At 64.8% G+C, this 23913-nt stretch carries 22 protein-coding genes; 11 read left to right on the plus strand and 11 right to left on the minus strand.

Features of this window, described 5'->3' with window-relative positions:
• Nucleotides 1-12: 12 nt before the first annotated feature.
• From AAFO92_RS09215 to AAFO92_RS09225, 3 genes are read left to right on the plus strand one after another with little or no spacing between them, the layout of a single operon-like run.
• Nucleotides 13-1854 (plus strand): peptidyl-prolyl cis-trans isomerase, encoded by a 1842-nt coding sequence (locus AAFO92_RS09215; RefSeq protein ID WP_347534438.1) that lies wholly within the window; start codon nucleotides 13-15, stop codon nucleotides 1852-1854.
• 12 nt (nucleotides 1855-1866) lie between these two features.
• Nucleotides 1867-3378 carry an anthranilate synthase component I gene (trpE, locus tag AAFO92_RS09220; protein ID WP_347534439.1) on the plus strand — a complete coding sequence of 504 codons (1512 nt, stop codon included), beginning with the start codon at nucleotides 1867-1869 and terminating at the stop codon, nucleotides 3376-3378.
• 7 nt (nucleotides 3379-3385) lie between these two features.
• On the plus strand, nucleotides 3386-3952 hold the full coding sequence (locus AAFO92_RS09225) for a pseudouridine synthase (protein ID WP_347534440.1): 567 nt from the start codon (nucleotides 3386-3388) through the stop codon (nucleotides 3950-3952).
• 10 nt (nucleotides 3953-3962) lie between these two features.
• Here AAFO92_RS09225 and AAFO92_RS09230 read toward each other — a convergent pair whose 3' ends face one another.
• Together AAFO92_RS09230 and AAFO92_RS09235 are read right to left on the minus strand one after the other, a co-directional pair.
• Nucleotides 3963-4775: an alpha/beta hydrolase gene (locus AAFO92_RS09230; protein WP_347534441.1), complete on the minus strand. Its 813-nt coding sequence runs from the start codon at nucleotides 4773-4775 to the stop codon at nucleotides 3963-3965.
• A 60-nt stretch (nucleotides 4776-4835) separates the two neighbouring features.
• On the minus strand, nucleotides 4836-6533 hold the full coding sequence (locus AAFO92_RS09235) for a divergent polysaccharide deacetylase family protein (protein WP_347534442.1): 1698 nt from the start codon (nucleotides 6531-6533) through the stop codon (nucleotides 4836-4838).
• A gap of 125 nt (nucleotides 6534-6658) precedes the next feature.
• On the opposite strand from AAFO92_RS09235, the gene AAFO92_RS09240 reads away from it, so the two are divergent.
• The 6 genes from AAFO92_RS09240 (at nucleotide 6659) to lexA (ending at nucleotide 11771) form a co-directional block, all read left to right on the plus strand.
• Complete coding sequence (locus tag AAFO92_RS09240) at nucleotides 6659-7240, plus strand: aminodeoxychorismate/anthranilate synthase component II (RefSeq protein ID WP_347534443.1); 582 nt, start codon at nucleotides 6659-6661, stop codon at nucleotides 7238-7240.
• On the plus strand, nucleotides 7237-8259 hold the full coding sequence (gene trpD, locus AAFO92_RS09245) for an anthranilate phosphoribosyltransferase (protein ID WP_347534444.1): 1023 nt from the start codon (nucleotides 7237-7239) through the stop codon (nucleotides 8257-8259). The genes AAFO92_RS09240 and trpD overlap by 4 nt, the downstream gene beginning before the upstream one ends.
• Nucleotides 8256-9071, plus strand: coding sequence for an indole-3-glycerol phosphate synthase TrpC (gene trpC, locus AAFO92_RS09250; RefSeq protein ID WP_347534445.1), 816 nt, complete (start codon nucleotides 8256-8258; stop codon nucleotides 9069-9071). Before trpD ends, trpC begins: the two co-directional genes overlap by 4 nt.
• On the plus strand, nucleotides 9072-9548 hold the full coding sequence (gene moaC / locus AAFO92_RS09255; RefSeq protein ID WP_347534446.1) for a cyclic pyranopterin monophosphate synthase MoaC: 477 nt from the start codon (nucleotides 9072-9074) through the stop codon (nucleotides 9546-9548).
• Complete coding sequence (gene glp, locus AAFO92_RS09260) at nucleotides 9545-10717, plus strand: gephyrin-like molybdotransferase Glp (protein WP_347534447.1); 1173 nt, start codon at nucleotides 9545-9547, stop codon at nucleotides 10715-10717. Before moaC ends, glp begins: the two co-directional genes overlap by 4 nt.
• Nucleotides 10718-11069: 352 nt before the next feature.
• Nucleotides 11070-11771, plus strand: a complete 702-nt coding sequence (gene lexA / locus AAFO92_RS09265; protein ID WP_347534448.1) for a transcriptional repressor LexA — start codon at nucleotides 11070-11072, stop codon at nucleotides 11769-11771.
• Here the strand turns inward: lexA and AAFO92_RS09270 are convergent.
• On the minus strand, nucleotides 11765-13771 hold the full coding sequence (locus AAFO92_RS09270) for a ComEC/Rec2 family competence protein (protein ID WP_347534449.1): 2007 nt from the start codon (nucleotides 13769-13771) through the stop codon (nucleotides 11765-11767). The genes lexA and AAFO92_RS09270 overlap by 7 nt on opposite strands.
• Nucleotides 13772-13851: 80 nt before the next feature.
• Between AAFO92_RS09270 and gltX the strand changes: the two genes are divergently transcribed.
• Both gltX and gltA read left to right on the plus strand, forming a co-directional pair.
• Complete coding sequence (gene gltX, locus AAFO92_RS09275) at nucleotides 13852-15252, plus strand: glutamate--tRNA ligase (protein WP_347534450.1); 1401 nt, start codon at nucleotides 13852-13854, stop codon at nucleotides 15250-15252.
• 68 nt (nucleotides 15253-15320) lie between these two features.
• Complete coding sequence (gltA, locus tag AAFO92_RS09280) at nucleotides 15321-16616, plus strand: citrate synthase (protein ID WP_347534451.1); 1296 nt, start codon at nucleotides 15321-15323, stop codon at nucleotides 16614-16616.
• Between the two features lie 347 nt (nucleotides 16617-16963).
• Here the strand turns inward: gltA and AAFO92_RS09285 are convergent, their stop codons facing one another.
• From AAFO92_RS09285 to murI, 8 genes are all read right to left on the minus strand, one after another.
• Nucleotides 16964-17743, minus strand: coding sequence for an enoyl-CoA hydratase-related protein (locus AAFO92_RS09285; RefSeq protein ID WP_347534452.1), 780 nt, complete (start codon nucleotides 17741-17743; stop codon nucleotides 16964-16966).
• 73 nt (nucleotides 17744-17816) lie between these two features.
• Nucleotides 17817-18266: a cytochrome c-type biogenesis protein gene (locus AAFO92_RS09290; protein ID WP_347534453.1), complete on the minus strand. Its 450-nt coding sequence runs from the start codon at nucleotides 18264-18266 to the stop codon at nucleotides 17817-17819.
• The gene (locus tag AAFO92_RS09295) at nucleotides 18263-20230 is read right to left on the minus strand and encodes a heme lyase CcmF/NrfE family subunit (RefSeq protein ID WP_347534454.1); all 1968 of its coding nucleotides are present in this window, start codon (nucleotides 20228-20230) and stop codon (nucleotides 18263-18265) included. The genes AAFO92_RS09290 and AAFO92_RS09295 overlap by 4 nt, the downstream gene beginning before the upstream one ends.
• Before the next feature lie 79 nt (nucleotides 20231-20309).
• Entirely contained in the window at nucleotides 20310-20885 is a 576-nt protein-coding gene (locus tag AAFO92_RS09300; RefSeq protein WP_347534455.1) for a holin family protein, read from the minus strand.
• Complete coding sequence (locus AAFO92_RS09305; protein ID WP_347534456.1) at nucleotides 20876-21487, minus strand: holin-associated N-acetylmuramidase; 612 nt, start codon at nucleotides 21485-21487, stop codon at nucleotides 20876-20878. The genes AAFO92_RS09300 and AAFO92_RS09305 overlap by 10 nt, the downstream gene beginning before the upstream one ends.
• 63 nt (nucleotides 21488-21550) lie before the next feature.
• On the minus strand, nucleotides 21551-21997 hold the full coding sequence (ccmE, locus tag AAFO92_RS09310) for a cytochrome c maturation protein CcmE (protein ID WP_347534457.1): 447 nt from the start codon (nucleotides 21995-21997) through the stop codon (nucleotides 21551-21553).
• Between the two features lie 9 nt (nucleotides 21998-22006).
• Nucleotides 22007-23035 carry an N-acetyl-gamma-glutamyl-phosphate reductase gene (argC, locus tag AAFO92_RS09315; protein ID WP_347534458.1) on the minus strand — a complete coding sequence of 343 codons (1029 nt, stop codon included), beginning with the start codon at nucleotides 23033-23035 and terminating at the stop codon, nucleotides 22007-22009.
• A gap of 60 nt (nucleotides 23036-23095) precedes the next feature.
• Nucleotides 23096-23908, minus strand: a complete 813-nt coding sequence (gene murI / locus AAFO92_RS09320; RefSeq protein WP_347534459.1) for a glutamate racemase — start codon at nucleotides 23906-23908, stop codon at nucleotides 23096-23098.
• Between the last annotated feature and the right edge of the window lie 5 nt (nucleotides 23909-23913).

The raw sequence follows: 23913 nt of genomic DNA on the forward strand, positions 1-23913 counted from the left end.
AAAGAATACGACATGGCGGGTAAAGGTATCTCGAAAACTCTGGTCTGGATCCTGATGGGCCTGTTGATCCTGGGCCTTGGCGGTTTTGGCGTAACCAACCTGTCGGGGTCCGTGCGCAGCGTCGGATCGGTCGGTGAAACCGAGATCGGGATCAACGAATATGCCCGCGCCCTGCAGAACCAGATCCGCGCGCTTGAATCGCAGCTGGGCGCCCCGGTCAGCTTTGCCCAGGCCCAAGAGGCCGGGATCGACGCCGCCGTGCTGTCGCAGCTGGTGGCCGTCACTGCGCTGGAAGAGGAAACCCGGCGGCTGGGCATATCCATCGGCGATGGCAACCTGCGCGAGCGGATCACACAGCTGGACGCCTTCCGCGGTGTCAGCGGCGATTTCGACCGCGAGGCCTATCGCTTTGCGCTGGAACAGGCCGGCACCAGCGAGGCCGAATTCGAAAACGACCTGCGCGCCCAAGAGGCCAGTACGATCCTGCAAAACGCCGTACTGGGCGGTGTCAGCGTTCCCGACGCCTATACCGATAGCCTGCTGAATTTCCTGGCGGAAGAGCGTGACATCACCTGGGCCGTGCTGGACCAGGACGATCTGGAGGCCGGCGTTCCCGTGCCCACCGATCAGGACCTGCGCGCCTATCACGAGGCCAACCCGGCCGAGTTCACCATCCCCGAAACCAAGCGCCTGACCTATGCCTGGATGACCCCGGACATGATCATCGACACGGTCGAGGTCGAGGAAAGCATCCTACGCGACGCCTATGAGGACCGCATCGAGGAATATGTGCAGCCCGAACGCCGGCTGGTCGAACGGCTGGCCTTTGGCGACGCCGACAGCGCCACGGCCGCGCTTGACCGGATCACCGGCGGCGATACCACGTTCGAGGCGCTGGTCGAGGAACGCGGGCTGGAACTGGCGGATATTGATCTGGGGGATGTCCGCAAGGTCGAGCTTGAGGCTGCCGGAGACGCGGTTTTTGCCGCCGAGGCCGGTGATGTCGTGGGCCCGCTCGACAGCCCGATCGGCCCGGCGCTGTTCCGGGTGAACGCGATTCTGGCGGCGCGGGAGACCACGTTCGAACAGGCCCTGCCCGACCTGCGTGACGAAATCGCCGCGGACCGCGCGCGCCGCGTTGTCGACAGCCAGATTGAATCGGTGGATGACCTGCTGGCGGGCGGTGCCACGATCGAAGACCTGGCATCGGAAACCGAGATGCAGCTGGGGACGATCGACTGGCACGAAGGCGTCTCTGACGACATCGCCGCCTATAGCGCCTTTCGCCAGGCGGCAGTTGCGATCACGTCCGAGGATTATCCCGACGTGATGCAGCTGGAGGATGGCGGCATCTTCGCCATGCGGCTGGACGAGGTTGTTCCCCCGACCCTGCAACCGCTGGACCAGGTCCGCGCCGAGGTCGAGGAAGCGTGGCAGCGCAATGCCGTCGAAGAAGCGCTGAACGCCCAGGTGCAGGCACAGGCGGCCCGGCTGACCGAAGGCACCCCGTTCGACGAACTGGGCATGACGGCGCAATCAGCGTCCGGCCTGACCCGGCGCGGCTCGCAGGCCGACGTTCCGGCGGAACTTTCCGAAACCGTCTTCGGCATGGCCAAGGGCGATGTCGAGCTGATCCAGGGCGGTGGGCGCGTCTTTGTGCTGCGGCTGGACGAAGTGCGCAAACCCGACACGTCGGAGGCGGATCTGGCCGTCCTGCGTCAGAGCATCCAGGCCCAGACCGCCAGCAGCATGGCGCAGGACCTCTACCAGATCCTGGCCAATGACATCCGCACCCGCGCGGGGATCGAGTTGAACCAGCAGGCGCTGAACGCTGTCCATTCGAACTTTCAGTAGGAGCCGGCGCCCGTGGACCTGACCCCCAGTTTTGACGCATTCGCCAGCGGGTTCGAGGCCGGGCGCAATCAGGTTGTCTATGCCCGCCTGGCGGCCGACCTGGACACGCCCGTGTCGCTGATGCTCAAGCTGACGGGGGCGGCGCGCGATGCCTTCATGCTGGAATCCGTGACCGGCGGAGAGGTCCGCGGACGCTATTCGATCATCGGCATGAAACCCGACCTGATCTGGCAGTGCCACGGGCAAACCAGCCGCATCAACCGGCAGGCCCGGCTGGACCCCGAAAATTTCGAGGCCGAGGGCGGCGCACCGCTGGACAACCTGCGCGCGCTGATCGGCGAGTGCCGGATCGACCTGCCCGAAGGTCTTCCGGCGGCAAGCGCCGGGCTGTTCGGCTATCTGGGCTATGACATGATCCGGCTGGTCGAGCATCTGCCCGACGTGAACCCCGATCCGCTGGGCCTGCCCGACGCGGTGATGCTGCGACCCTCGGTGGTCGCCGTTCTGGACGGCGTCAAGGGCGAGGTGATCGTCGTGGCCCCTGCCTGGGCCAATTCCGGCCTCAGCCCGCGCGCCGCCTATGCGCAGGCGGCCGAACGGGTGATGGATGCGACGCGCGACCTTGAACGCGCCCTGCCCCAGCAAGCCCGCGACCTGGGCGAGGCGCATGAGGACGCGCCGCCGGTGTCGAATTTCACGCCTGAGGCCTACAAGGAGGCGGTCGAGACCGCCAAGGAATACATCCGCGCGGGCGATATCTTTCAGGTCGTGCCCAGCCAGCGCTGGACCCAGCCGTTTCGCCAGCCGCCCTTTGCGCTCTACCGCTCGCTCAGGCGCACCAACCCGTCGCCCTTCATGTTCTATTTCAACTTCGGCGGTTTCCAGGTGGTGGGCGCCAGCCCCGAAATCCTGGTGCGCGTCTTCGGTAACGAGGTCACGATCCGCCCGATCGCCGGGACCCGCCCCCGCGGCGCCACCCCGGAAGAGGACCGCGCCCACGAAAAGGATCTGCTGGCCGATACCAAGGAACTGGCCGAACACCTGATGCTGCTGGATCTGGGCCGCAACGACGCCAGCCGGGTCAGCAAGATCGGCACCGTGCGCCCGACCGAGGAATTCATCATCGAGCGCTACAGCCATGTGATGCACATTGTCAGCAACGTGGTCGGCGAACTGGCCGACGATCAGGACGCGCTGAGCGCGCTGCTGGCCGGCCTGCCCGCGGGAACGGTCTCGGGCGCGCCCAAGGTCCGCGCGATGGAGATCATCGACGAGCTGGAGCCGGAAAAGCGCGGCGTCTATGGCGGCGGTGTCGGCTATTTCAGCGCAAACGGCGACATGGATGTCTGCATCGCCCTGCGCACGGCGGTGGTCAAGGACGAAAAGCTATACATTCAGGCCGGTGGCGGCGTTGTCTATGACAGCGACCCCGAGGCGGAATACATGGAAACCGTGCACAAATCCAACGCCATACGCCGCGCGGCGGCGGACGCGGCCCGGTTCACCGGGAACGGCAATTCCTGAGGCCCCGATGGCCCGTCTGATCCTGTTCAACAAACCCTTCGGCGTGTTGTCGCAATTCACCGACAAGGGCACCACGGACAGCCCGCGTGCCACCTTGTCGGATTACATCGACCTGCCGGGGGTCTATCCCGCCGGGCGTCTGGACCGCGACAGCGAGGGGCTGCTGATCCTGACCGATGACGGCAGATTGCAGGCCCGCATCGCCAACCCACGCCACAAGATGCAGAAAACCTATCTGGTGCAGGTCGAGGGGCTGCCCGACGAACTGTCGCTGGCGGCACTGCGCCAGGGCGTCACCCTGAAAGACGGACCGACCCGGCCCGCGCAGGTCCGGCGGATTGACCCGCCCGTCCTATGGCCCCGCACCCCGCCGGTGCGCTTTCGCAAATCCGTGCCCGATTGCTGGCTGGAAATCACCATATCCGAGGGCCGAAACCGGCAGGTTCGCAGGATGACGGCGCATGTGGGCCACCCGACGCTGAGACTGGTGCGCTGGCAAGTCGGTGACTGGACGCTGGCGGGGATCCCGCCGGGACAGTGGCGGCCGGACAATTCACCGCCCGGCCGGCGCTGAATAACCGCCGTCACGCCCCTGTCTGCAAACCGGCAATGAATGATGTCAGCGCCTCGTTCACCGCCTCCGGCCTCTCGATGGTCGAGCTATGGCCGGCCCCCTCGATCACGACCAGACGTGACCCGGCAATCGCCGCGTGCATGCGTTCGGACTTGGCCGGAACCGTTGCCACATCCTCGTCACCGACGATGATCAGGACCGGCTGGGTGATGCCCGAAAGCTCTGCTTCGAATGCATCGCGCGCGATGACCCCGTTTACCGCACGGGTGATGCCGATGCGGTGATTGGACAGGATCGCCTTGCGCCAGCGCGCGCGCTCGTCCGCACGGTCCGGATCGGACAGGAAGCTCTGGCCGAACATGATCGGCATCACCCGCCCGATCACGGCCCAGAGACCGATCCACCGGGCGACGAAATTCAATTTCCCGTAGCGTGGGACGTTATCGGCTGGTTCGGCATCCGCCGAGGTCTCGATCAGGGTCAGCGACCGGATCAGCCCGGCATGGCGTACTGCCAGTCGCATGCCGACGAACCCGCCCATCGACAACCCGACAAAATGGCAGGGGCCGGCGTCCAGCGCGCGGATCAGCCCGGCGGCGTCCTCGGTAAGCGTGTCCATGTCATAACCGTCCTCCGTCACGTCACTGCCGCCCTGGCCGCGGTGATCGAAGGTGATGCACCGATACCCGGCACGCAGCGCCGCGACCTGGGCTTCGAACATGGCGCCGGAAAACAGCAATCCATGAGAGAACACGATGGTCTCGCCGTCCCCGCCGCTATCCGTATAGTGAATCTTGACCCCGTTCAGCGAAACATGCGGCATGGCTTCCCCCTCTCCTGCGCCAGTCTAGCACCAGCCGGTCAATGCCGCACGCGCGCGGCGCTATTCGGCTTGCAGAAGGGCCGACACCGGCGCAATCGCAACACGGCCCGCGCGATCCTGCAACCCCCAGAGCAAGAGCGCGCTGATCGTGTCGGCACGCAGCCGTCCCACCATGACAACGCCCTTTTCCTCCTGGCCCGCGCGGAACGCCGCCTGATCCAGGAACCGGCGGATCACGGTTGCATTCTGCCCCTTGGCGTCGAAATCCCGGAACACGCTGGCCGAGGGGACGCCCTCGCGCGCGATCAGCTTCTGCGCGGTGTTTAGCCCGTTGGAAAACAGCACCGCACCGTGGCCGCTGTCGCGCAGGATCTCCGCCAGCTGCTCGCTTGCCTCGCGCCCTGCTTGCAGCCCGCTGCCGACGCCTTCCATCACCGCGACGGCCTCGGGGACGCGTTCAAGATAGGTCTGCATCGACACCTCGGTCTCGGTCGCCGCCTGACCTGCTGGCAGGTCGACCATCGCCAGCACCTCGAACCCCGCATCGCGGTATTTCTGCATCGCGGCCCCGGCCCCCGGCCAGGCGGTGTCGACGGCGAAATTCAGCGGGTAGGGAAAGCTCTGAAGCGCATCTAGGCCGATCGGGCTGTTGCCGTCGTCGATCAGGACGATCGACATCAGCGGTTTGCCATCGGGGTTCTCGAACGCGGCGGCATAACGCTGGATCGGCGGCATGTCGGGATCGGCAACGGCGGTGCCTTCTTCCGATGGCGCGGCCTCTGCTGTATCTTCTTCTCCGGTCGGCGCCGGATCGTCGCCCGTAACCGACGGCAGCCGGTCGGTTGTCACGTTGGGCGCGATATTGTCGATCGTGCCGGATGGCTCGTCGGATTGTTCAGTTTCGGCCGCGACTTCTTCGGTGGCTTCAGGGGTTGCCGGCACCTCCTCCGGGGCGGTGTCTGGCGCTTCGATCACCGGCAGGTTCGGCTCTGCCACGTTGTCCTGAACTTCGACCGTTTGGGTTTGCCCGGCCGTGGCATCGGTGGCAGCACCCGCATCAGTGGCCGGTTCCGGCTCCGCCGCTGCGGTGGTTTCCGGCTCTGCTTCCGCCGTCGGTTCCGGCTGCGCCTCCACGGTGGTCTCCGGTTCGGCTTCTGCGGACGGCTCTGCCTCCGGTGCCGGATCGGCGGCGGCAATTTCGGGCTCTTCGATCGCGCGGGCGTCCTCTTCGGCTGTCTCGGTGGGGCTGTCCCCGGGCGCGGCAAAGGCCGTTTCCTCATCCGAAACATCCGGCAGGCTGGGCTGCGCCGGTTCGGTCGAGATCGACAGCTCTTCCTCACCCGCGGGGGCCTCGGGGGCGTTGGCCTGCGGTGTCGGCAAGACCGGGTTCTCGGTGTCTACCGCGATGCCCGGCGCGGCGTCTTCGCCGGCAACAGGCGCATTCAGCGCCAGTTCGGTATCGCCGGTCTCGGGTTGGGCGGCGCTGGCGGTGGCGTCGGTATCAATCGTGCTCAGGTCATCCGGCTTGGGCGCTTCGATCCGCGCGACATCACCGGCATCGGGCGTTTCCTGCGCTGCGGGCAGGTTGGCCTGGGTATCGTCACGCGACTGGTCGAACTCGGATCCGGCCGGCACTTCGATTGCCGTTGCCTGCGGCGCGCCCGTTCCCGGCACCTCGGTCATCACCGATGCCGTTCCCACCGCCAATGCCGAGACCGCCAATCCGGTGATCGCGCCTGATAAACTTCCCCGTGCCACTGCCTCTGCCTCTCTATTTGCCGTTTTCCCAGCTTTGCGCCCCTTGACGCTGCCTTGCAAGACTGAACAAGTATAGCGCGACCCTATATGGGGCCTCCAGCCCCCCAAAAGCAAGGACTGGCGAGATGCTGCTCTTGATCGATAACTACGACAGTTTCACCTATAACCTCGTGCATTACGTGGGCGAGCTTGGGGCAGAGGTCGTCGTGCGCCGCAATGATGCACTGAACGTGCAAGAGGCGATGGGCATGAATCCGGCGGGTATCCTGCTCAGCCCCGGCCCCTGCGACCCGGATCAGGCGGGCATCTGCCTGGCGCTGGTCGCGGCGGCGGCCGAGACGGGAACGCCCCTGCTGGGTGTCTGCCTGGGCCACCAGGCGATCGGCCAGGCCTTTGGCGGCAGCGTCATCCGCCATTCCGAGATCGTGCACGGCAAGATGGGCATCATGCACCACCAGGGCACCGGCGTCTTTGCGGGGCTGCCCTCGCCATTCGAGGCGACGCGCTATCATTCGCTGGTGGTCGAGCGTGACAGCCTGCCCGAAAGCCTTGAGGTCAACGCCGAGCTTGAGGATGGCACGATCATGGGGCTGCGCCACCGCGAATTGCCGATCCACGGCGTACAGTTCCACCCCGAATCCGTCGCGTCGGAACATGGCCATGCGCTGCTGAAGAATTTCCTCGACACGATGAAGGTGCCTGCATGAGCGACGACATCAAACCGCTGATCGGCGCCGCTGCTGACCGGCCGCTGACGCGGGACGAGGCTGAGACCGCATTCAACATCCTGTTCGAGGGCGAAGCGACGCCCAGCCAGGTGGGCGGGCTGCTGATGGCGCTGCGGACGCGGGGGGAAACCGTGGATGAATATGCCGCCGCTGCCGCCGTCATGCGCGCCAAGTGCAACAAGGTGCGTGCGCCCGAGGGGGCGATCGACATCGTCGGCACCGGCGGCGACGGCAAGCACACGCTCAACATTTCGACCGCGACGGCCTTTGTCGTGGCCGGCGCGGGGGTGCCGGTGGCCAAGCACGGCAACAAGAACCTATCGTCGAAATCGGGCACAGCGGATGTACAGGCGCAGATGGGCATCAACGTGATGGTCGGCGCAGAAGTTGTTGAAAAGGCGATTGAAAACGTCGGTATCGGCTTCATGATGGCGCCAATGCACCACCCCGCGATGGCCCATGTCGGCCCGGTGCGTGCCGAATTGGGCACCCGCACCATCTTCAACATCCTCGGGCCGCTGACCAACCCCGCCGGGGTCAAGCGCCAGCTGACCGGCGCGTTTTCCCGTGCCATGATCCGCCCGATGGCGGAAACGCTGGGCCAGCTCGGCTCGGAACGCGCCTGGCTGGTGCATGGCAGCGACGGCACCGATGAGATGACGATCACCGGCGTGACCTGGGTCTGTGCGCTTGAAAGCGATGGCACCGTGCGTGAACTGGAACTGCACCCCGAGGATTTCGGCCTGCCCGTGCACCCGTTCGAGGCAATCGTGGGCGGCACACCGCAGGAGAACGGGGCGGCCTTTCGCGCCCTGCTGGACGGCGCACCCGGCGCCTATCGCGATGCGGTGCTGCTGAATGCCTCTGCCGCGCTGGTTATTGCCGGGGCGGCGGATGATCTGAAATCCGGGGTTGCGCTGGCCGCCGAGAGCATTGATACCGGTGCCGCCCTGGCCAAGGTCACCGCCCTCGCCACCCTGACATCGGAGGCCGCATGAACACGCCCACCATCCTGGAAAAGATCAAGGCCTACAAGCTGGAAGAAGTGGCCGCCGCCAAGGCCGAAACCCCGGTCGAGGCGCTCGAAGCCACCGCGAGAGAGGCCGGCCCCACCCGCGGGTTTACCGAGGCCCTGCAACACGCGGCCCAGCCCGGTTATGGCCTCATCGCCGAGATCAAGAAAGCGAGCCCCTCCAAGGGCCTGATCCGCGCGGATTTCGATCCCGAAGCGCTGGCACAGGCCTATGCCGAGGGCGGCGCGGCCTGCCTGTCGGTTCTGACCGACACCCCCAGCTTCCAAGGCGCCAAGGAATACCTGACCCAGGCCCGCAATGCCTGTGACCTGCCGGTCCTGCGCAAGGATTTCATGTATGACCCCTACCAGGTGACAGAGGCGCGTGCGCTTGGCGCCGACTGCATCCTGATCATCATGGCCAGCGTCGAGGATACCCAGGCGGCCGAGTTGGAAGATGCCGCGATGGGCTGGGATATGGACGTGCTGATCGAGGTGCATAACGAGGCCGAACTGGAACGCGCCGCGTTGCTGAAATCGACCTTGATCGGGATCAACAACCGCGATCTCAACACTTTCGAGACGACGCTGGACACCACCCGCAAACTGTCCAAACTGGTACCGGTCGACCGGATGATCGTCTGCGAAAGCGGGCTGTCCACGCCCGAAGACCTGGCCGACATGGCGCGTTACGGCGCACGATCCTTCCTGATCGGGGAAACGCTGATGCGCGCCGATGACGTGGCCCTGGCCACGCGCGAGCTCCTGGCCTCTCCGCTGACCCCCGGAGGCATGTGAATGTCCGGGCTCACGCATTTCGATGGCAAGGGCGACGCGCAGATGGTCGATGTGTCGGACAAGGAAGTGACGGATCGGATCGCGGTCGCCGCCTGCCACGTAAGGATGATGCGCGAAACCTTTGATATCATTGCCGAAGGACGCGCCAAGAAGGGCGACGTGCTGGCCGTTGCCCGGCTGGCCGGGATCATGGGCGCCAAGAAAACCGCTGACCTGATCCCGCTTTGCCACCCGCTGCCGATCACCAAGGTGACGGTGGATCTGTCGCTTGATGACAGCCTGCCCGGCGTGCAGATCGAGGCGACGGTGAAAACCACCGGCCAGACGGGCGTCGAGATGGAGGCGCTGACCGCCGCCAATGTCGCCGCGCTGACCGTCTATGACATGTGCAAGGCGGTGGATCGCGGCATGGAGATCGGCGGCACCCGTGTCATCCTGAAAGATGGCGGAAAATCAGGACGGTACGAGGCCAGATGATCACCGTCGATCAGGCGCTTGAGCAGCTATTCGCGCTGGTATCGCCGCTGCGGGCGGAAACCGTTCCGCTGACCCAGGCCGTGGGCCGCGTCCTGGCCGAAGACGCGGTTGCAACGCGCGACCAGCCGCCCTTTGCCGCCTCGGCGATGGACGGGTATGCGGTGCGGGGCCAGGAGGTCTCGGTAGGTGCGCGGTTCAAGGTGATCGGTGAATCCGCCGCCGGTCATGGCTTTGACGGCATCTGCGGCGCAGGCGAGGCTGTCCGCATCTTTACCGGCGCACCGCTGCCCGAGGGGGCCGATCATGTGGTCATCCAGGAGGATGTCGCGCGCGACGGCGATTGTGTCACCCTGACCGACCGGCTGGGCGACGGCGACAACGTACGCCCCGCGGGGGCCGATTTCCGCGCCGGTGACAGGCTGAAGGCCCCGCGCCTGCTGCGGCCATCGGACATTGCGTTGCTGGCGTCGATGAACATCGCCGAAGCCGTGGTGGCGCGGCGGCCGGACGTGGCGCTGATCTCGACCGGGGATGAATTGGTGATGCCCGGCGAAGATCCAGGCCCCGATCAGATCATCGCGTCGAATACGTTCGGGCTCAAGGCCCTGCTGGACGGGATCGGCGCGCGTGCCCGCATCCTGCCGATTGCAGGCGACAGCAAGCCGTTGCTCGAAGCGGCCTTCGATCTGGCGAAAGATGCCGACCTGATCGTGACCATCGGCGGCGCTTCGGTGGGCGATCATGATCTGGTGGGCGACGTGGCCGAAAGCCTGGGGATGGAGCGCGCCTTCTACAAGATCGCCATGCGCCCGGGCAAACCGCTGATGGCGGGCCGGATGGGCAATGCGGTGATGGTGGGCCTGCCGGGCAACCCGGTTTCGGCGATGGTCTGCGGCCATGTCTTTCTGGCCCCGGTGATCAGGGCGATGCTGGGCCTGGGCGCCGGCCCCGCGCCCCGCCGCAGCGCGCGGCTTGGTGCCGACCTACCTGCCAACGGCCCGCGCGAACATTACATGCGCGCCTTCGTGCGGGATGGCGAGATCACCGCTGAGGCCCGGCAGGACAGCTCTCTGCTCACGGTTCTGGCCGATGCCAACGCCCTGCTGATCCGACCCGCGCATGATGGGCCGCGGAAGGCTGGCGACAACGTCTCTTATCTGCAGATCTGACACCGCCGCAGGTCTCGCCCACGTCATCACGGGTCCTCTTCGAGACCTCAGCCGTCTCCCGCGCCATTGATACCGGGACCGTTTTCTTCGAAGAAAACGGGGCGGAAAATTTGCAATTTTCCGATAAGGAATTTTCGAAAATTCCGTTTCCGACAGTGGCACGTTCGTCCGCAATGCAGACTAGCGCCAACCGCTTGACGCAGGGTTCCGGGCGCGGCACCTCGTCCGGGCGCGGGGTCCAAGCCGATGACCGCAGCAAGATGCTGCGACAGGCGGGGCGTTATCCACAGTTGACACAAAACGGGAACATGCGTAGAACAAAGCAAAACACCATGACCGGAGGGTCTGTCAGATGCTGACCAAGAAGCAGTTGGATTTGCTGGAATTTATCCATAAACGTGTGCAACGTGACGGTGTTCCCCCCAGTTTCGACGAAATGAAAGAGGCGCTGGACCTGCGGTCCAAATCCGGTATTCACCGGCTGATCACCGCGCTGGAGGAACGCGGCTTCATCCGGCGCCTCGCCCATCGGGCACGGGCGCTGGAGATCGTGAAACTGCCCGAAACCCTCGGGGGCGACGCCACGCATGGCTTCTCGCCCCGGGTGATCGATGGCGACAAGCCCGATTTGTCCAAGCCCGCCAATGCGCAACCGGTCGAGGTTGCGGCCGCCGTGGAACTGCCGGTGATGGGCCGGATCGCCGCCGGCGTGCCGATCGAGGCGATTTCGCACGCGTCGCACAACGTGGCGGTACCGGGCAGCATGCTGAGCGGTTCGGGCGAACATTACGCGCTTGAGGTCAAGGGCGATTCCATGATCGACGCCGGGATCAACAATGGCGATGTCGTGGTGATCCGCGAAACCAGCGTGGCCGACAATGGCGACATCGTCGTCGCGCTTGTCGAGGATCAGGAGGCGACGCTGAAGCGGTTTTTCCGCAAGGGGAACGCCATCGCGCTGGAGGCCGCGAACCCGGCCTATGAAACGCGGGTCTTTCCCGAGGACAAGGTCAAGGTCCAGGGCTGCCTTGTCGGTCTGATCAGAACCTACTGAGAGTTCCACAGCCGCGCGCCGGTGATCTGGCGTGCCGAGACCGTCCGAACGCCATCCGCCGTACGGTAAAGCGCCAAAGCGCCAGATTTCGCCAATGTTTCCGGGTGGATCACCCGGCAGGGCAGGTCGCGGGGCGGATTGACATTCATCACCACCCAGTCGGGATTGGCACAATCGGTCAATGCCTCGGCCTCGCGCTTGCCACGGATGGCGGTGATGTTGAAGGCGGCTGGCAAGGCCTCGTTCCAACGGTCGGCGGCCTGTTCCTGAAGGGCCGCGTCGCCATCGTTCTCCAGCCAGTTCAGCGCGATGAAGCCGCCGCCTTTTGCCTTGCTCAGCGCGCGGCCTTCCTCGGTCATGACACCGACCAGCGCGCCGGTATCGGCGATCAGAACGTCGGGCCGCGTGGTCTGCGACCACAAGGCAAAGGCCGCGATCACGGGCACCACCCCCACCAGCCGTGCGCGCCCCTGCCAGAGGACGACTGTCAGTGCGCCGAGCGCCATCAGCGGCAGGACATACGGGTCGGGGCTGACAACCGTGCCGCGCGCGCCTTCGAGGCCGGAGACGAAATGCGCAACGCCCAGGATCCAGCGCAGCCCCAGCCCCATTAACCAGAGCGCGATGCCCTCTAGCCCGAGCGGCAGCAGGCAGGCGGCCAGGACCGCGGCCGGCATCACCAGCACGCCCATCAGCGGCACGCTGAGCAGGTTGGCGACCAACCCGTAATGGGCGATCTGGTTGAAATGCGCTGCAGCCACCGGCGCGGTCGCCAGCCCGGCCACCAGCGACGAGATGATGACCGACGAGGCCGCCTGCATCCAGCGCGGGCCCAGCCTGATCTTGTGATCCCGGAACCATCCGAACACCGCGACCAGCGCCGTGGTGGCAGCAAATGACATCTGGAACCCCGGTCCCAACAGCGCCTCGGGACGCAGGACAAGCACGATCACCGCCGCCACCGCCACCGCCCTGAGGCTGAACACGCGCCGGTCAAACAGCACCGCCACCAGGGCCACCGCCACCATGACAAATGCCCGCTCGGTGGCGACATTGCCCCCCGATAGCGCCAGGTATCCCGCCGCCACGCACATCGCCATCACCGCCGCCAGTTTCTTGGACGGCACCCGCAGGCCAACATAGGGAATGGCGGCAAGGCCGATGCGGAAAACGGCAAAGACGAACCCGGCCAGAAGCCCCATATGCAGGCCAGAGATCGCCAGCAGATGCGCCAGGTTCGACACGCGCAGCGCTTTCAGGGTGTCCTGCCCCATGCCGGCGCGGTCCCCGGTCATGATCGCCGCGGCAAAGGCACCCACCTCACCGGGCAACGCCGCCTGCACCCGTGCCGACAGCGCCATGCGCGCCCCGAACAGCCGCTGCCCCTCCCCTGGTGCCGCGATCGCCAGCAGCGGCGTGCGCGTATAACCGACCCCGCCCAGTTTCAGGAACCATGAATGGCGCTGGAAATCGAAACCGCCGGGTTCAACCGGCCCGCCCGGCGGCGCGATATGGGCCGTGGCAATCACCCTCAGGCCCGGAACAGGATCGACGAATCCCTGCTGACCATGCAGCGAAATCCGCACCCGTTCCGGGGTTTCTTCGGGCGGCAGGTTGCGCAGCACGACCTGGTCCAATGTCAGGCGCACCGCGTCGCTGGCCGAGCGGTCGATCCCCACGATCCGCCCCTCCACCGGCCCGTAATAGCGCCAGCCGATCACCGGGGCGTCCATCTGGTGCGCGCGCAGACCCGCCAGGCAGAATCCGGCGGCAACCAGCGCCACCGCCCAGAGCAACGGCGCGAGCATGACGCCCGCCCATCGCGTCGCCACCGCCAGCAGCACCGCCGCTGTCCCGATCCAGCCATAGCTGGTGATCGGCGGTTCGGATTTGATCGCGAAATAGATCACGATCCCGACCGCCAGGAACACCGGCACCCACGGGAACAAATGCCCCCGCTGGGTCAGCCACGCGGTTTGCAGGACATGCCCCAAGGCCAAGACTTGTCACCCCTCTGGCGGGTCGATAGACAGGCGTTAACGCTATCTCCATCCCGGTTACCGAAAGGTTAATTTGCCCCATGTCACAACATGTCGTGACCCGTTTTGCCCCTTCTCCGACAGGTTTCCTGCATATCGGCGGCGCACGCACGGCGCTGTTCAACTGGCTCTTTGCCCGCCACCATGGCGGCGAATTCAAACTGAGGATCGAGGACACGGACCGTGCCCGTTCGACCGAGGCGGCGACACAGGCCATCCTGGACGGAATGCGCTGGCTGGGTCTGGACTGGGACGGCGAGGCGGTCAGCCAGTTCGGCAGCGCCGCGCGCCATGCCGAGGTGGCGCGTGACCTGCTGGCCAAGGGCCATGCCTATAAGTGCTTTTCCACCCAGGAGGAAATCGCCGCCTTCCGCGAGGCCGCGCAGGCCGAGAAACGTTCCACCCTGTTCCAGAGCCCCTGGCGCGATGCCGATCCGGCAACCCACCCTGACGCGCCATACGCGATCCGCCTGCGCACGCCCACCGAGGGCACGACCGTGATCCGCGACGAGGTGCAGGGCGAGGTGACGATCCGCAATGACCAGTTGGACGACATGATCCTGCTGCGCAGCGACGGCACGCCCGTCTACATGCTTGCGGTTGTGGTGGACGATCACGACATGGGTGTCACCCATGTGATCCGGGGTGACGATCACCTCAACAACGCCGCGCGGCAGATGGGCATCTATACGGCGATGGGATGGGACGTGCCGGTCTGGGCGCATATTCCGCTGATCCACGGACCCGACGGCAAGAAGCTCAGCAAGCGGCACGGCGCGCTTGGGGTCGAGGAATACCGCGCCATGGGCTATCCCGCCGCGGGGATGCGCAACTATCTTGCGCGGCTGGGTTGGAGCCACGGCGACGACGAGTTCTTTACCGATGCGCAGGCGCGCGAATGGTTCGACCTTGGCGGCATCGGCAAATCCCCGGCGCGGTTCGATTTCAAGAAACTGGAAAACCTCTGCGGCCAGCACATCGCCGCCGCGGACGATGCTGCACTGCTGCATGACCTGTCGGATTTCCTGGCCGCCACCGGCCAGACACCATTGACTGACGTTAGGGAAGCGCTGTTCCGAAAGGGTATGTATTGCCTGAAAGAACGGGCCAAGACTTTCCCGGAATTACTTGAAAAGGCTGAGTTTATCCTGGCCGATCGCCCGATCCGGCCGGATGAGAAATCAGCGAAGATGCTGGATGATGTATCCCGTGGTATACTGCGAGAATTGACGCCGCACCTGCAAAATGCTACTTGGACCCGAGAGGAACTGGAAATTACCGCCAACCGGTTCGCCGAAAATCACGATATGAAGTTCGGAAAACTGGCCGGACCCCTGCGTGCGGCACTGGCTGGCAGAAGTGCGACACCAAGTGTGTTCGACATGATGCTGGTGCTGGGTCAGGATGAAAGCATTGCCCGGCTCACCGATGCCGCCCGCTGACGGACGCGCAGACCGTACGGCAATAATCAGAACAGGCCGCCCTGGGGCGCGACGACGGAGGAGATCAAATGACTGACAGCAAACAAACCGCAAAGCTGGAAATTGGCGGGAAATCCTACGAGCTACCGGTTTTTTCTCCGACCGCCGGGCCCGATGTCATCGACATTCGCAAGCTTTACGGGCAGGCTGGGGTGTTCACCTATGACCCCGGCTTCACCTCAACCGCAAGCTGTGACAGCACCATCACCTATATCGATGGCGGCAAGGGTGAGTTGCTGCACCGGGGCTACCCGATTGATCAACTGGCGGAAAAATCGCACTACCTCGAGGTCTGCTACCTGTTGCTCTACGGTGATCTCCCCTCGGCCGCCCAGCTGGAGGATTTCGAAAGCCGGGTCACCAACCACACCATGCTGCACGAGCAGATGCACTTCCTCTTCCGCGGCTTCCGCCGGGACGCGCATCCGATGGCGATCATGGTGGGTGTCGTCGGCGCGCTCAGCGCCTTCTACCACGACAGTACCGATATCAATGACCCCTGGCAGCGCGAGGTTGCCACCATCCGCATGATCGCCAAGATGCCGACCATCGCGGCGATGGCGTTCAAGTACACCATCGGTCAGCCCTTCGTCTATCCGCGCAACGATGTGGACTATGCTTCGAACTTCCTGCGCATGTGTTTTTCGGTGCCGGCCGAGGATTACGAGGTCAACCCGATCCTCAGCCGCGCGATGGACCGGATCTTTACCCTGCACGCGGATCACGAACAGAACGCGTCGACCTCGACGGTGCGGCTGGCGTCCAGTTCCGGGGCAAACCCGTTTGCCTGCATCGCCGCCGGCATCGCCTGTCTCTGGGGCCCCGCGCATGGCGGCGCCAACCAGGCCTGCCTCGAGATGCTGCGCGAAATCGGCACCGTGGACCGGATCCCCGAATATATCGCCCGCGCCAAGGACAAGGACGATGATTTCCGCCTGATGGGTTTCGGCCACAGGGTCTACAAGAATTTCGATCCGCGCGCCAAGGTGATGAAACAGTCCGCCGACGAGGTGCTGGAGCTTCTGGGGGTCGAGGACAACCCGACCCTGCAAGTGGCGAAAGAACTGGAAAAACAGGCGCTTGAGGATGATTACTTCGCTGACAAGAAACTGTTCCCGAACGTTGATTTCTATTCCGGGATCATTCTTGAGGCGATGGGGTTCCCCACCTCGATGTTCACCCCGATCTTTGCCGTGTCACGCACCGTGGGCTGGATTTCGCAGTGGAAGGAAATGATCGCCGATCCGCAGCTGAAGATCGGCCGCCCGCGGCAGCTTTACCAGGGATCTACGCTGCGCGACTACGTGGATATCGAAAAGCGCTGATCCACAACGCCGCACGGGAGTATTTTGAGCAAGATGAAGAACCGCGCGGTGCGGCACTGACGGCCTTGAGTCCAGAGCGATCAGTCAATGCGAGCGGCGCGATCGCCAGACAGCGGGGTGGCGAACCAGCTTGGTTCGGCGCAGTTTATCCCTGCCAAGATCGATAAAGACCAGAAGGATGCACCGGCATCAGCCAATCGCCAGCCCGGGGGGCGGTCTGGCGATCGCGCGGCGGCCTGCGGCCTTGGTTCCGCGCGAGGGGCACCCGACCGCTTGGCCGTTTCGTTCGCCCGGCTGCCCCCAAGCACTGACCGCCTGCGATCCGGTAGGTGGCAACGACGGCGCGGTTAGCGCCCCTCGTACTGCGCCGGGCGTTTTTCTAGGAAGGCCACGACGCCTTCCTTGAAATCGCGGGTCTTGCCGCAATCGCCCTGCAGCTCGGCCTCAAGGTCCAACTGCCTCTCGAAACCGTTTTCCCAGCTGTTGCGCACCGCCTGTTTGAGGTTTGCATAGGCCTGGGTCGGGCCCTTGGCCAGATGCGCCGCGCGGGCACGCCAATGGCTGTCGAACGTATCGTCCGCGACCGCCTCCCAGATCATGCCCCAGTCATCCGCCTGGCGGGCGCTGATCGGCTCGGCAAAAAGCGCGGCGCCCATGGCCTTGGCCGCGCCCATCTGGCGGGGCAGCCAATAGGTGCCGCCGGCATCGGGGATCAGGCCGATCCGGGTGAAGGCCTGCAGGAAATAGGCGCTTTCGGCTGCGATCACCACATCCGCAGCCAGCGCCAGGTTGGCCCCTGCCCCGGCCGCCGGGCCGTTGACCGCGCTGATCGTGGGAATGGGGCAGCCGCTGATCGCGCGCAGCATCGGCATGTATTCGTCCTTCAGCACCCGCTCGAGGTCAATCGATGCCGCGTTGCCGCTGTCGCTCAGGTCCTGGCCGGAACAGAACGCCTTGCCCTTGCCGGTCAGCACCAGCACCCGTGCCTTGCGCCCGGCAAATCCGGCCGCATCGGTGATCTCTGCCCGCATCTGCGTGTTCAGCGCATTCATCTTGTCCGCGCGGTTCAGGCTGAGAACGGCAACATCGTCCGCCAGCTCAAGCGTGATCGTCTGGTAATCCTTCACGGGCGGTCCCCTTTCCTGTCATACGCGCGCAGTCAAACCCGATTTCTGCGCCGGGCGAAAGGGGAACGACGCGTCATTCCTTCATGATTTCCTCGATCCGGGCCTGTTCTTCCTCGCTCAGCCCGACAACCGCATCCGACTTGACGGCGGTGCGCCGCAGGTAGAGCGCCGCCAGCCCGCCCCCGAGGATCAGCATGACCGGCCCCGCCAGCCACAAAAGCAGGTTGGACCCGCCGCGCTGCGGTTTCAGCAGCACATATTCGCCGTAGCGATCAACGATAAAGGCAATCGCCTCGGCATCGCTGTCGCCCGCCACCAGCCGTTCACGCACCAGCAGGCGCAGGTCGCGGGCCAGATCGGCGTTGGAATCGTCAATGCTCTCATTGCGGCAGACCAGGCAGCGTAACTCCTTGGACAGCTCGCGCGCGCGGTCCTCAAGCACCGGGTCGTCCAGCACTTCGTCAGGCTGGACCGCCCAGGCCGGCGCGCACAGAAGGCTCAGGATCAGGATCATGCGTTTCATTCCGCGGGCACCCCCGCCGTGGGCGCCTTGCGCGCACCGGCGGCAACGCGGTAGCGCCGGTCGCTCAGCGACAGCGCGCCGCCAAGCGCCATCAGGATGGACCCGCCCCAGATCCAGTTTGCCAGCGGCTTGTAATAGCTGCGCACCGCCCATCCGCCGCCCGCCTGCGGATCGCCGATCACGACGTAGATGTCGCGCAGAAACCCGTTGTTCAGCGCCGCCTCGGTCGTCGGCATCCCGGCCACCGGGTAAAGACGTTTCTCCGGGTGCATGGTGGCAATCACATTTCCGCCTTTCGACAGGGTGACATCTGCGGTGGTGGACAGGTAGTTCGGCCCCTGTATATCGCGCACGCGGTCCAGCGTGATCGTATACCCGGCCAGATCAAGGCTGTCGCCCACCTGAACCACGCGAATATCCTCGACCTCCCAGGCCATCATCGCAGCGACACCCGCGATGGTCACGCCAAGGCCGCCATGCGCCACCGCCTTGCCCCAGTCGGCACGGGGCAGACGGCGCAGCCGCCGCAGGCGGTCCGTGCCGCGACCCGTGCGCCCCCAGAGATCCATGACCGAGCCGGAAACAAGCCAGGCCGCCAGAAACAACCCGACAGGGCCAAGCGCGGATCGCCCGCTCTGCATTGCCCAGGCCAGTGCACCGATGGCAACCGCCAGCAGAAGGGGCCAGCGCAGGGTCTTCAGCACCCTTCCCAGCCTGGCCCGCTTCCAGGGCAGCATCGCGCCCACCGGCAGGACCAGGCCAAGCGCGATCATGAAGGGCGTGAAGGCCAGGTTGAAGAACGGCGGCCCGACGGACAGCTTGCGGTCAAAGAACAGCTCGGCCACCAGCGGCCAGATCGTGCCGACAAACACGACAAAGGCCGCAACGCAAAGCAGGACATTGTTCACCACCAGCACGGATTCGCGGCTGATCAGCCCAAAGACGCCCCGTGCCTGCATCACCCCCGCCCGCGCGGCAAACAGGGTCAGCCCCCCCAGCATGAAGACCGCCAGGATGCCCAGCAGGAAGACGCCGCGTTCGGGGTCGTTGGCAAAGGCATGAACCGAGGTAATGACACCCGAGCGGGTGATGAAGGCACCGATCATCGAAAACCCGAAAGCGATGATCGCCAGCAGGATGGTCCAGCTTTTCAGCGATTCGCGTTTTTCCACCACGATCGACGAATGCAGCAGCGCCGCCGAGATCAGCCAGGGCATGAAACTGGCATTCTCAACCGGATCCCAGAACCAGAAACCGCCCCAGCCCAGCTCGTAATAGGCCCACCAGCTGCCCAGCCCGATACCGATGGTCAGGAATATCCAGGCGGCAAGCGTATAGGGCCTGACCCACCGGCCCCAGGCGGCATCGACCCGGCCCTCGATCAGGGCAGCGACAGCAAAGGAGAAGGTCATCGAAAGCCCGACATAACCCAGGTACAGAAACGGCGGGTGAAAGGCGAGGCCCGGATCCTGCAAGAGCGGGTTCAGGTCACGCCCGTCAAAGGGCGGCACCGCCATGCGCAGGAACGGGTTGGAGGTAAAGAGGATAAAGGCAAAGAACGCCGCGCCGATCATCGCCTGGACCGCCAGGACGCGGGCGCGCAGACTGGGGGGCAGATTGCCGCCAAACCACGCCACCATCGCCCCGAACAGCGTGACGATCAGCACCCAAAGCAGCATCGAGCCTTCGTGATTGCCCCAGACACCGGTGATCTTGTAAAGCAGCGGCTTGGCCGTGTGGCTGTTGCTGACCACCAGCTGCACCGAAAAGTCCGAAAGAACAAACGCATGGGTCAGCGCCGCAAAGGCCGTGGCCGTCAGGATGAATTGCAGCGTTGCGGCCGGTTCGGCCACGGCGATCCAGCCGGGCAATCCTCGATGCGCCCCGACCAGCGGGACAACGGCCTGAAAACAGGCCGTGAAGAATGCCAGGATCAGGGCGAAATGGCCAAGCTCTGTTATCATGGCCCGCAGTATAGGTTGCCGCACCTAGCGGGCCAATCCGAAAACGCGTTTCCGCGTGTACACATTGTCGCGGGTTCTGTCAGGCGGCAGCGCGGCGCCAATCGTCCAGCGCGGCATTCTCACCCGGTGACACCGCGGCCAGCGTCAGCTCGGCATCCGGGCCGGTATCCGCCGCACCGGGGCTCTGGGCGCGCAGTTTCCGTAGGGCGGCGATGTTGTCGACGACCTGCGGCGCGCGCGCCATCGTGGCCGCGAGCGAGCGCTGGAACTCCTGCCCTTTCAACTGATGCCGTGCGCCGAAATAGAAGGACACGATCGCCCCCAGAAGCCACCAGAGCGGTTCGGGCACCAGCGCGATCCCCTGCATCCGTTCGGCAAACCAGATCGGGTCGGTCATCGCCGCGACGAACAACGCCAGCGTGCCCAGGGCCATTGCCGGGCGCGGCAGGCGATTGAGCCCGTCCATGAAACGATCGAACCAGCCGCGCTGCCGCGGCGCGAACTCGCCGGCATATTGCACCATAACCTGCCGGCGCATATCGGCGTCGCGCTCAGCACCGGCCTCGGCGTTCTCGCGGAACACCTCGGCGGTCTCGGCCACCACATTGCGCCCGCCGCCGAATACCAGGTTCAGCAACTGGCCGATCAACCCCATGATGCGGTCCTCTTTTTGAACTCCGCGGCGCTCAGGTGGTAGCGGGGTGAAATGAATTCCTCGGCGCGACGGATCCAGCCGCCCTTGCCCCCTGCCCGCGTGCGCGCATATTTCCGCGAGGCGGGGCGCCTGTCAGCCAGGCGGAAGTAATAACTGCGCCGGGCAATTCCATAGGCATCAACCAAATGATCGGGCGCGGCGTTGAAGGCTGCAGTGGCGGCGGCGGCGGTCTTGGGGCCGATGGCGCCATCAACGGCAAGGGGCTGACCCATCTGCCGCAGCAGCCGTTGCAGGATTTTCACCGCGTTCGATCCCGCGTTGACATACATGTCAAAGACGCTGGCCTGCAACGGTTCGGGCAGGCGGGCAATGCCGGGGCGGCGGAAATAGTGGTCGATGAAAATCTCTTCGGCCTGCGCCCGGGTCAGTTGCCGCACGTCACGCACATTCACCACGCCGTCTCCGGTCAGGTCCAGCCCGAGCCGGCGCATGGTGTGAATGGTGACGCCGTATTTCGTGGCCCCGCCCGGATCGTCCGGGTCATTCACGAAACCACCCTCTCGGGCGACGATCTCTCTGGCAATTTCCGAAACGCTCTGCATGCCCACCGCCATTTTCCGGGAAAAATTGGCGCCGAGACTGCGGGGGTAAGGTTAACGGGGCGCTTAGCTACCGTCCGGCGGCTGGTAGACGCCCTGTTCTTTCAGCGCATCGACCACTTCCTTGGGCATGTAATCCTCGTCGTGCTTGGCAAGGATCTCGGTAGCCTTGAACACGCCATTTTCCAGCGTACCGGTGCCGACCATGCCCTGATTTTCCTCGAACAGGTCGGGCAGGATGCCGGTATAGGTCACCGGCACCACCGCGCCGCCATCGGTCACGTTGAAGCGCACCGTCTCGCCCGCGCCGCGCACAAGGCTGCCCTCTTCGACGAGCCCGCCGATGCGAAACACCTCTGTCGCCGCCGGCGGTTCAGCCACAACCTGGCTGGGCGAGCGGAAGAAGTTGATGCCGTCACGCAGGGCATAGCCAATCAGGGCGGTCGCGGCAATCAGCGCAACAACCGTGGTGGAAATGATCTGAATCCGGCGCTTTTTCCTCAGCGACTTCATGCGTGCCCCCTAGGGAAATACCGGGGCCAGCATCAGGCCCAGCGTCTCATCCTCACCTAACATCAGATTGGCGTTCTGCAAGGCCTGCCCGCTGGAGCCTTTGGTCAGGTTGTCCAGTGCCGCGATCACGATGGCGCGTCCCTCGATCCGGTCGCCGGTCACGCCGACATGGCAGAAATTGCTGCCCCGGACATGCCGCGTGCTGGGATGCTGGCCAAAGGGCAACATCTGGACGAACGGCTCCGCGGCATAGGCGCGGCTTAACGAGGCATGGACCGCCTCCGCGTCACCCTTTACGTAAACAGTGGCCAGTATCCCTCTGTTTGCAGGCAACAAATGCGGTGTGAACTGCACCTTGACCGGCCGCCCGGCAACCGCGGAAAACTCCTGATCGAACTCTGCCAGGTGCCGGTGCGTACCGCCGACCCCATAGGCATGGCTGCCCTCGGACAGCTCGGCATGGAGCAGATTTTCCTTGAGCGACCGCCCCGCCCCGCTGACGCCGGTTTTCAGGTCGATGATGATGTCATCCAGATCAATCACCCCATCCGCGATCAATGGCCGCAGCGCATATTGCCCGGTGGCGGCGTTGCAACCGGTACCGGCGACCAACTGCGCGGTCCGGATCTCGTCGCGGTAGAATTCGGTCAGGCCATAGACGGCCTCGGCCTGGCACTCCAGCGCATCGTGCTGCCCACCGTACCACCTGGCATAGACCTCCGGGTCGCGCAGCCGGAAATCGGCGCTCAGATCGACGATTTTCAGCGTCTTGGGCAGCGCCTTGATCACCGCCTGTGACGTGGCATGCGGCAGGGCGCAAAAGCAAAGATCGACCTTCGAAAAATCGATCTCGTCGATCTTGACCAGATCGGGCAGATCCAGATGGCGCAGATGCGGAAACACCGCGGCCATCGGCTGGCCCGCCTTGGAATTGGCGGCCAGCGCCACGATCTCCATCGCGGGATGGGTGGCGATCAGCCGGACAAGTTCGGCGCCCGTGTAACCGGAGGCGCCCAGGATGGCGATTTTATGGGTCATGGCAGACCTCTTTCTTGTATATCGTGATAGCGTTTAGAAAATAATCGGCGCGGCGGCAATCTATGCGGCCTGAAACTCGATCTTTCGTCGCAGGAACTGGGTCGCGCGGTCCGAGACACGCTTGGCGTCTCCGGTTGTCAGGAACTTCGTCTCGGCCCCCTCACCCGCCATGTTCGGGTGGCGCGTCAGGTAATCCGCCAGGCTTTCCGCCACCAGGCTGGCTTGCGAAAACACCTTCACACCATCGCCCAGGGCGGCCTGAAATACGTCTTCCATCAGCGGGTAATGGGTGCAGCCCAGCACCGCCGCCTGTGGCTCGGGCATCTTGCGCTTGAGCGCGTCGACATGGCTGCGCACCAGGGCTTCGGCCAGGATCAGGTCACCATCCTCGATCGCGTCCACGACACCGCCGCAGGCCTGCGCCTCGACATCCACGCCGATGGCGCGAAAGGCCAGCTCGCGCTGAAACGCCCGGCTGGAAACCGTCGCCGGCGTGGCAAACAGCGCCACATGCTTGACCGCCACCTCGCGCGGCGGAGAATTGTCGCCCCATTGCCGCTCGGTCAGGGCTTCGATCAGCGGCACGAACACGCCCAGCACACGCTTGCCCGGCGGCACCCCTGCCTCCTGCATCCGCCGAAGCGCGGCGGCCGAGGCGGTATTGCAGGCCAGGATCACCAGGTTACAGCCATCGTCCCACAGCCGTGTCACCGCGGATTTGGTCAAGTCAAAGATGTCATCGGCGTCTCGCACACCATAGGGCGCATGGCCGTTGTCACCGAAATATATGAAGGACATCTCGGGCAGACGCTTCTGCACGGCGTCCAGAACCGTCAGCCCGCCCAGGCCACTGTCGAAAATTCCTACTGCCATCTGTC

Origin of the sequence: Roseovarius sp. CAU 1744, from assembly GCF_039839345.1 — a bacterium.
Classification (GTDB): Bacteria; Pseudomonadota; Alphaproteobacteria; order Rhodobacterales; family Rhodobacteraceae; genus Roseovarius.

Bases quoted from the DNA above. Each gene is read 5' to 3' on its own strand.
- AAFO92_RS09215 (WP_347534438.1), top strand. From the start codon at position 13: ATGGCGGGTAAAGGTATCTCGAAAACTCTGGTCTGGATCCTGATGGGC.
- AAFO92_RS09225 (WP_347534440.1), top strand. From the start codon at position 3,386: ATGGCCCGTCTGATCCTGTTCAACAAACCCTTCGGCGTGTTGTCGCAA.
- AAFO92_RS09230 (WP_347534441.1), bottom strand. From the start codon at position 4,775: ATGCCGCATGTTTCGCTGAACGGGGTCAAGATTCACTATACGGATAGC.
- AAFO92_RS09240 (WP_347534443.1), top strand. From the start codon at position 6,659: ATGCTGCTCTTGATCGATAACTACGACAGTTTCACCTATAACCTCGTG.
- trpD (WP_347534444.1), top strand. From the start codon at position 7,237: ATGAGCGACGACATCAAACCGCTGATCGGCGCCGCTGCTGACCGGCCG.
- trpC (WP_347534445.1), top strand. From the start codon at position 8,256: ATGAACACGCCCACCATCCTGGAAAAGATCAAGGCCTACAAGCTGGAA.
- moaC (WP_347534446.1), top strand. From the start codon at position 9,072: ATGTCCGGGCTCACGCATTTCGATGGCAAGGGCGACGCGCAGATGGTC.
- glp (WP_347534447.1), top strand. From the start codon at position 9,545: ATGATCACCGTCGATCAGGCGCTTGAGCAGCTATTCGCGCTGGTATCG.
- lexA (WP_347534448.1), top strand. From the start codon at position 11,070: ATGCTGACCAAGAAGCAGTTGGATTTGCTGGAATTTATCCATAAACGT.
- gltX (WP_347534450.1), top strand. From the start codon at position 13,852: ATGTCACAACATGTCGTGACCCGTTTTGCCCCTTCTCCGACAGGTTTC.
- gltA (WP_347534451.1), top strand. From the start codon at position 15,321: ATGACTGACAGCAAACAAACCGCAAAGCTGGAAATTGGCGGGAAATCC.
- AAFO92_RS09290 (WP_347534453.1), bottom strand. From the start codon at position 18,266: ATGAAACGCATGATCCTGATCCTGAGCCTTCTGTGCGCGCCGGCCTGG.
- AAFO92_RS09295 (WP_347534454.1), bottom strand. From the start codon at position 20,230: ATGATAACAGAGCTTGGCCATTTCGCCCTGATCCTGGCATTCTTCACG.
- AAFO92_RS09300 (WP_347534455.1), bottom strand. From the start codon at position 20,885: ATGGGGTTGATCGGCCAGTTGCTGAACCTGGTATTCGGCGGCGGGCGC.
- AAFO92_RS09305 (WP_347534456.1), bottom strand. From the start codon at position 21,487: ATGCAGAGCGTTTCGGAAATTGCCAGAGAGATCGTCGCCCGAGAGGGT.
- ccmE (WP_347534457.1), bottom strand. From the start codon at position 21,997: ATGAAGTCGCTGAGGAAAAAGCGCCGGATTCAGATCATTTCCACCACG.
- argC (WP_347534458.1), bottom strand. From the start codon at position 23,035: ATGACCCATAAAATCGCCATCCTGGGCGCCTCCGGTTACACGGGCGCC.
- murI (WP_347534459.1), bottom strand. From the start codon at position 23,908: ATGGCAGTAGGAATTTTCGACAGTGGCCTGGGCGGGCTGACGGTTCTG.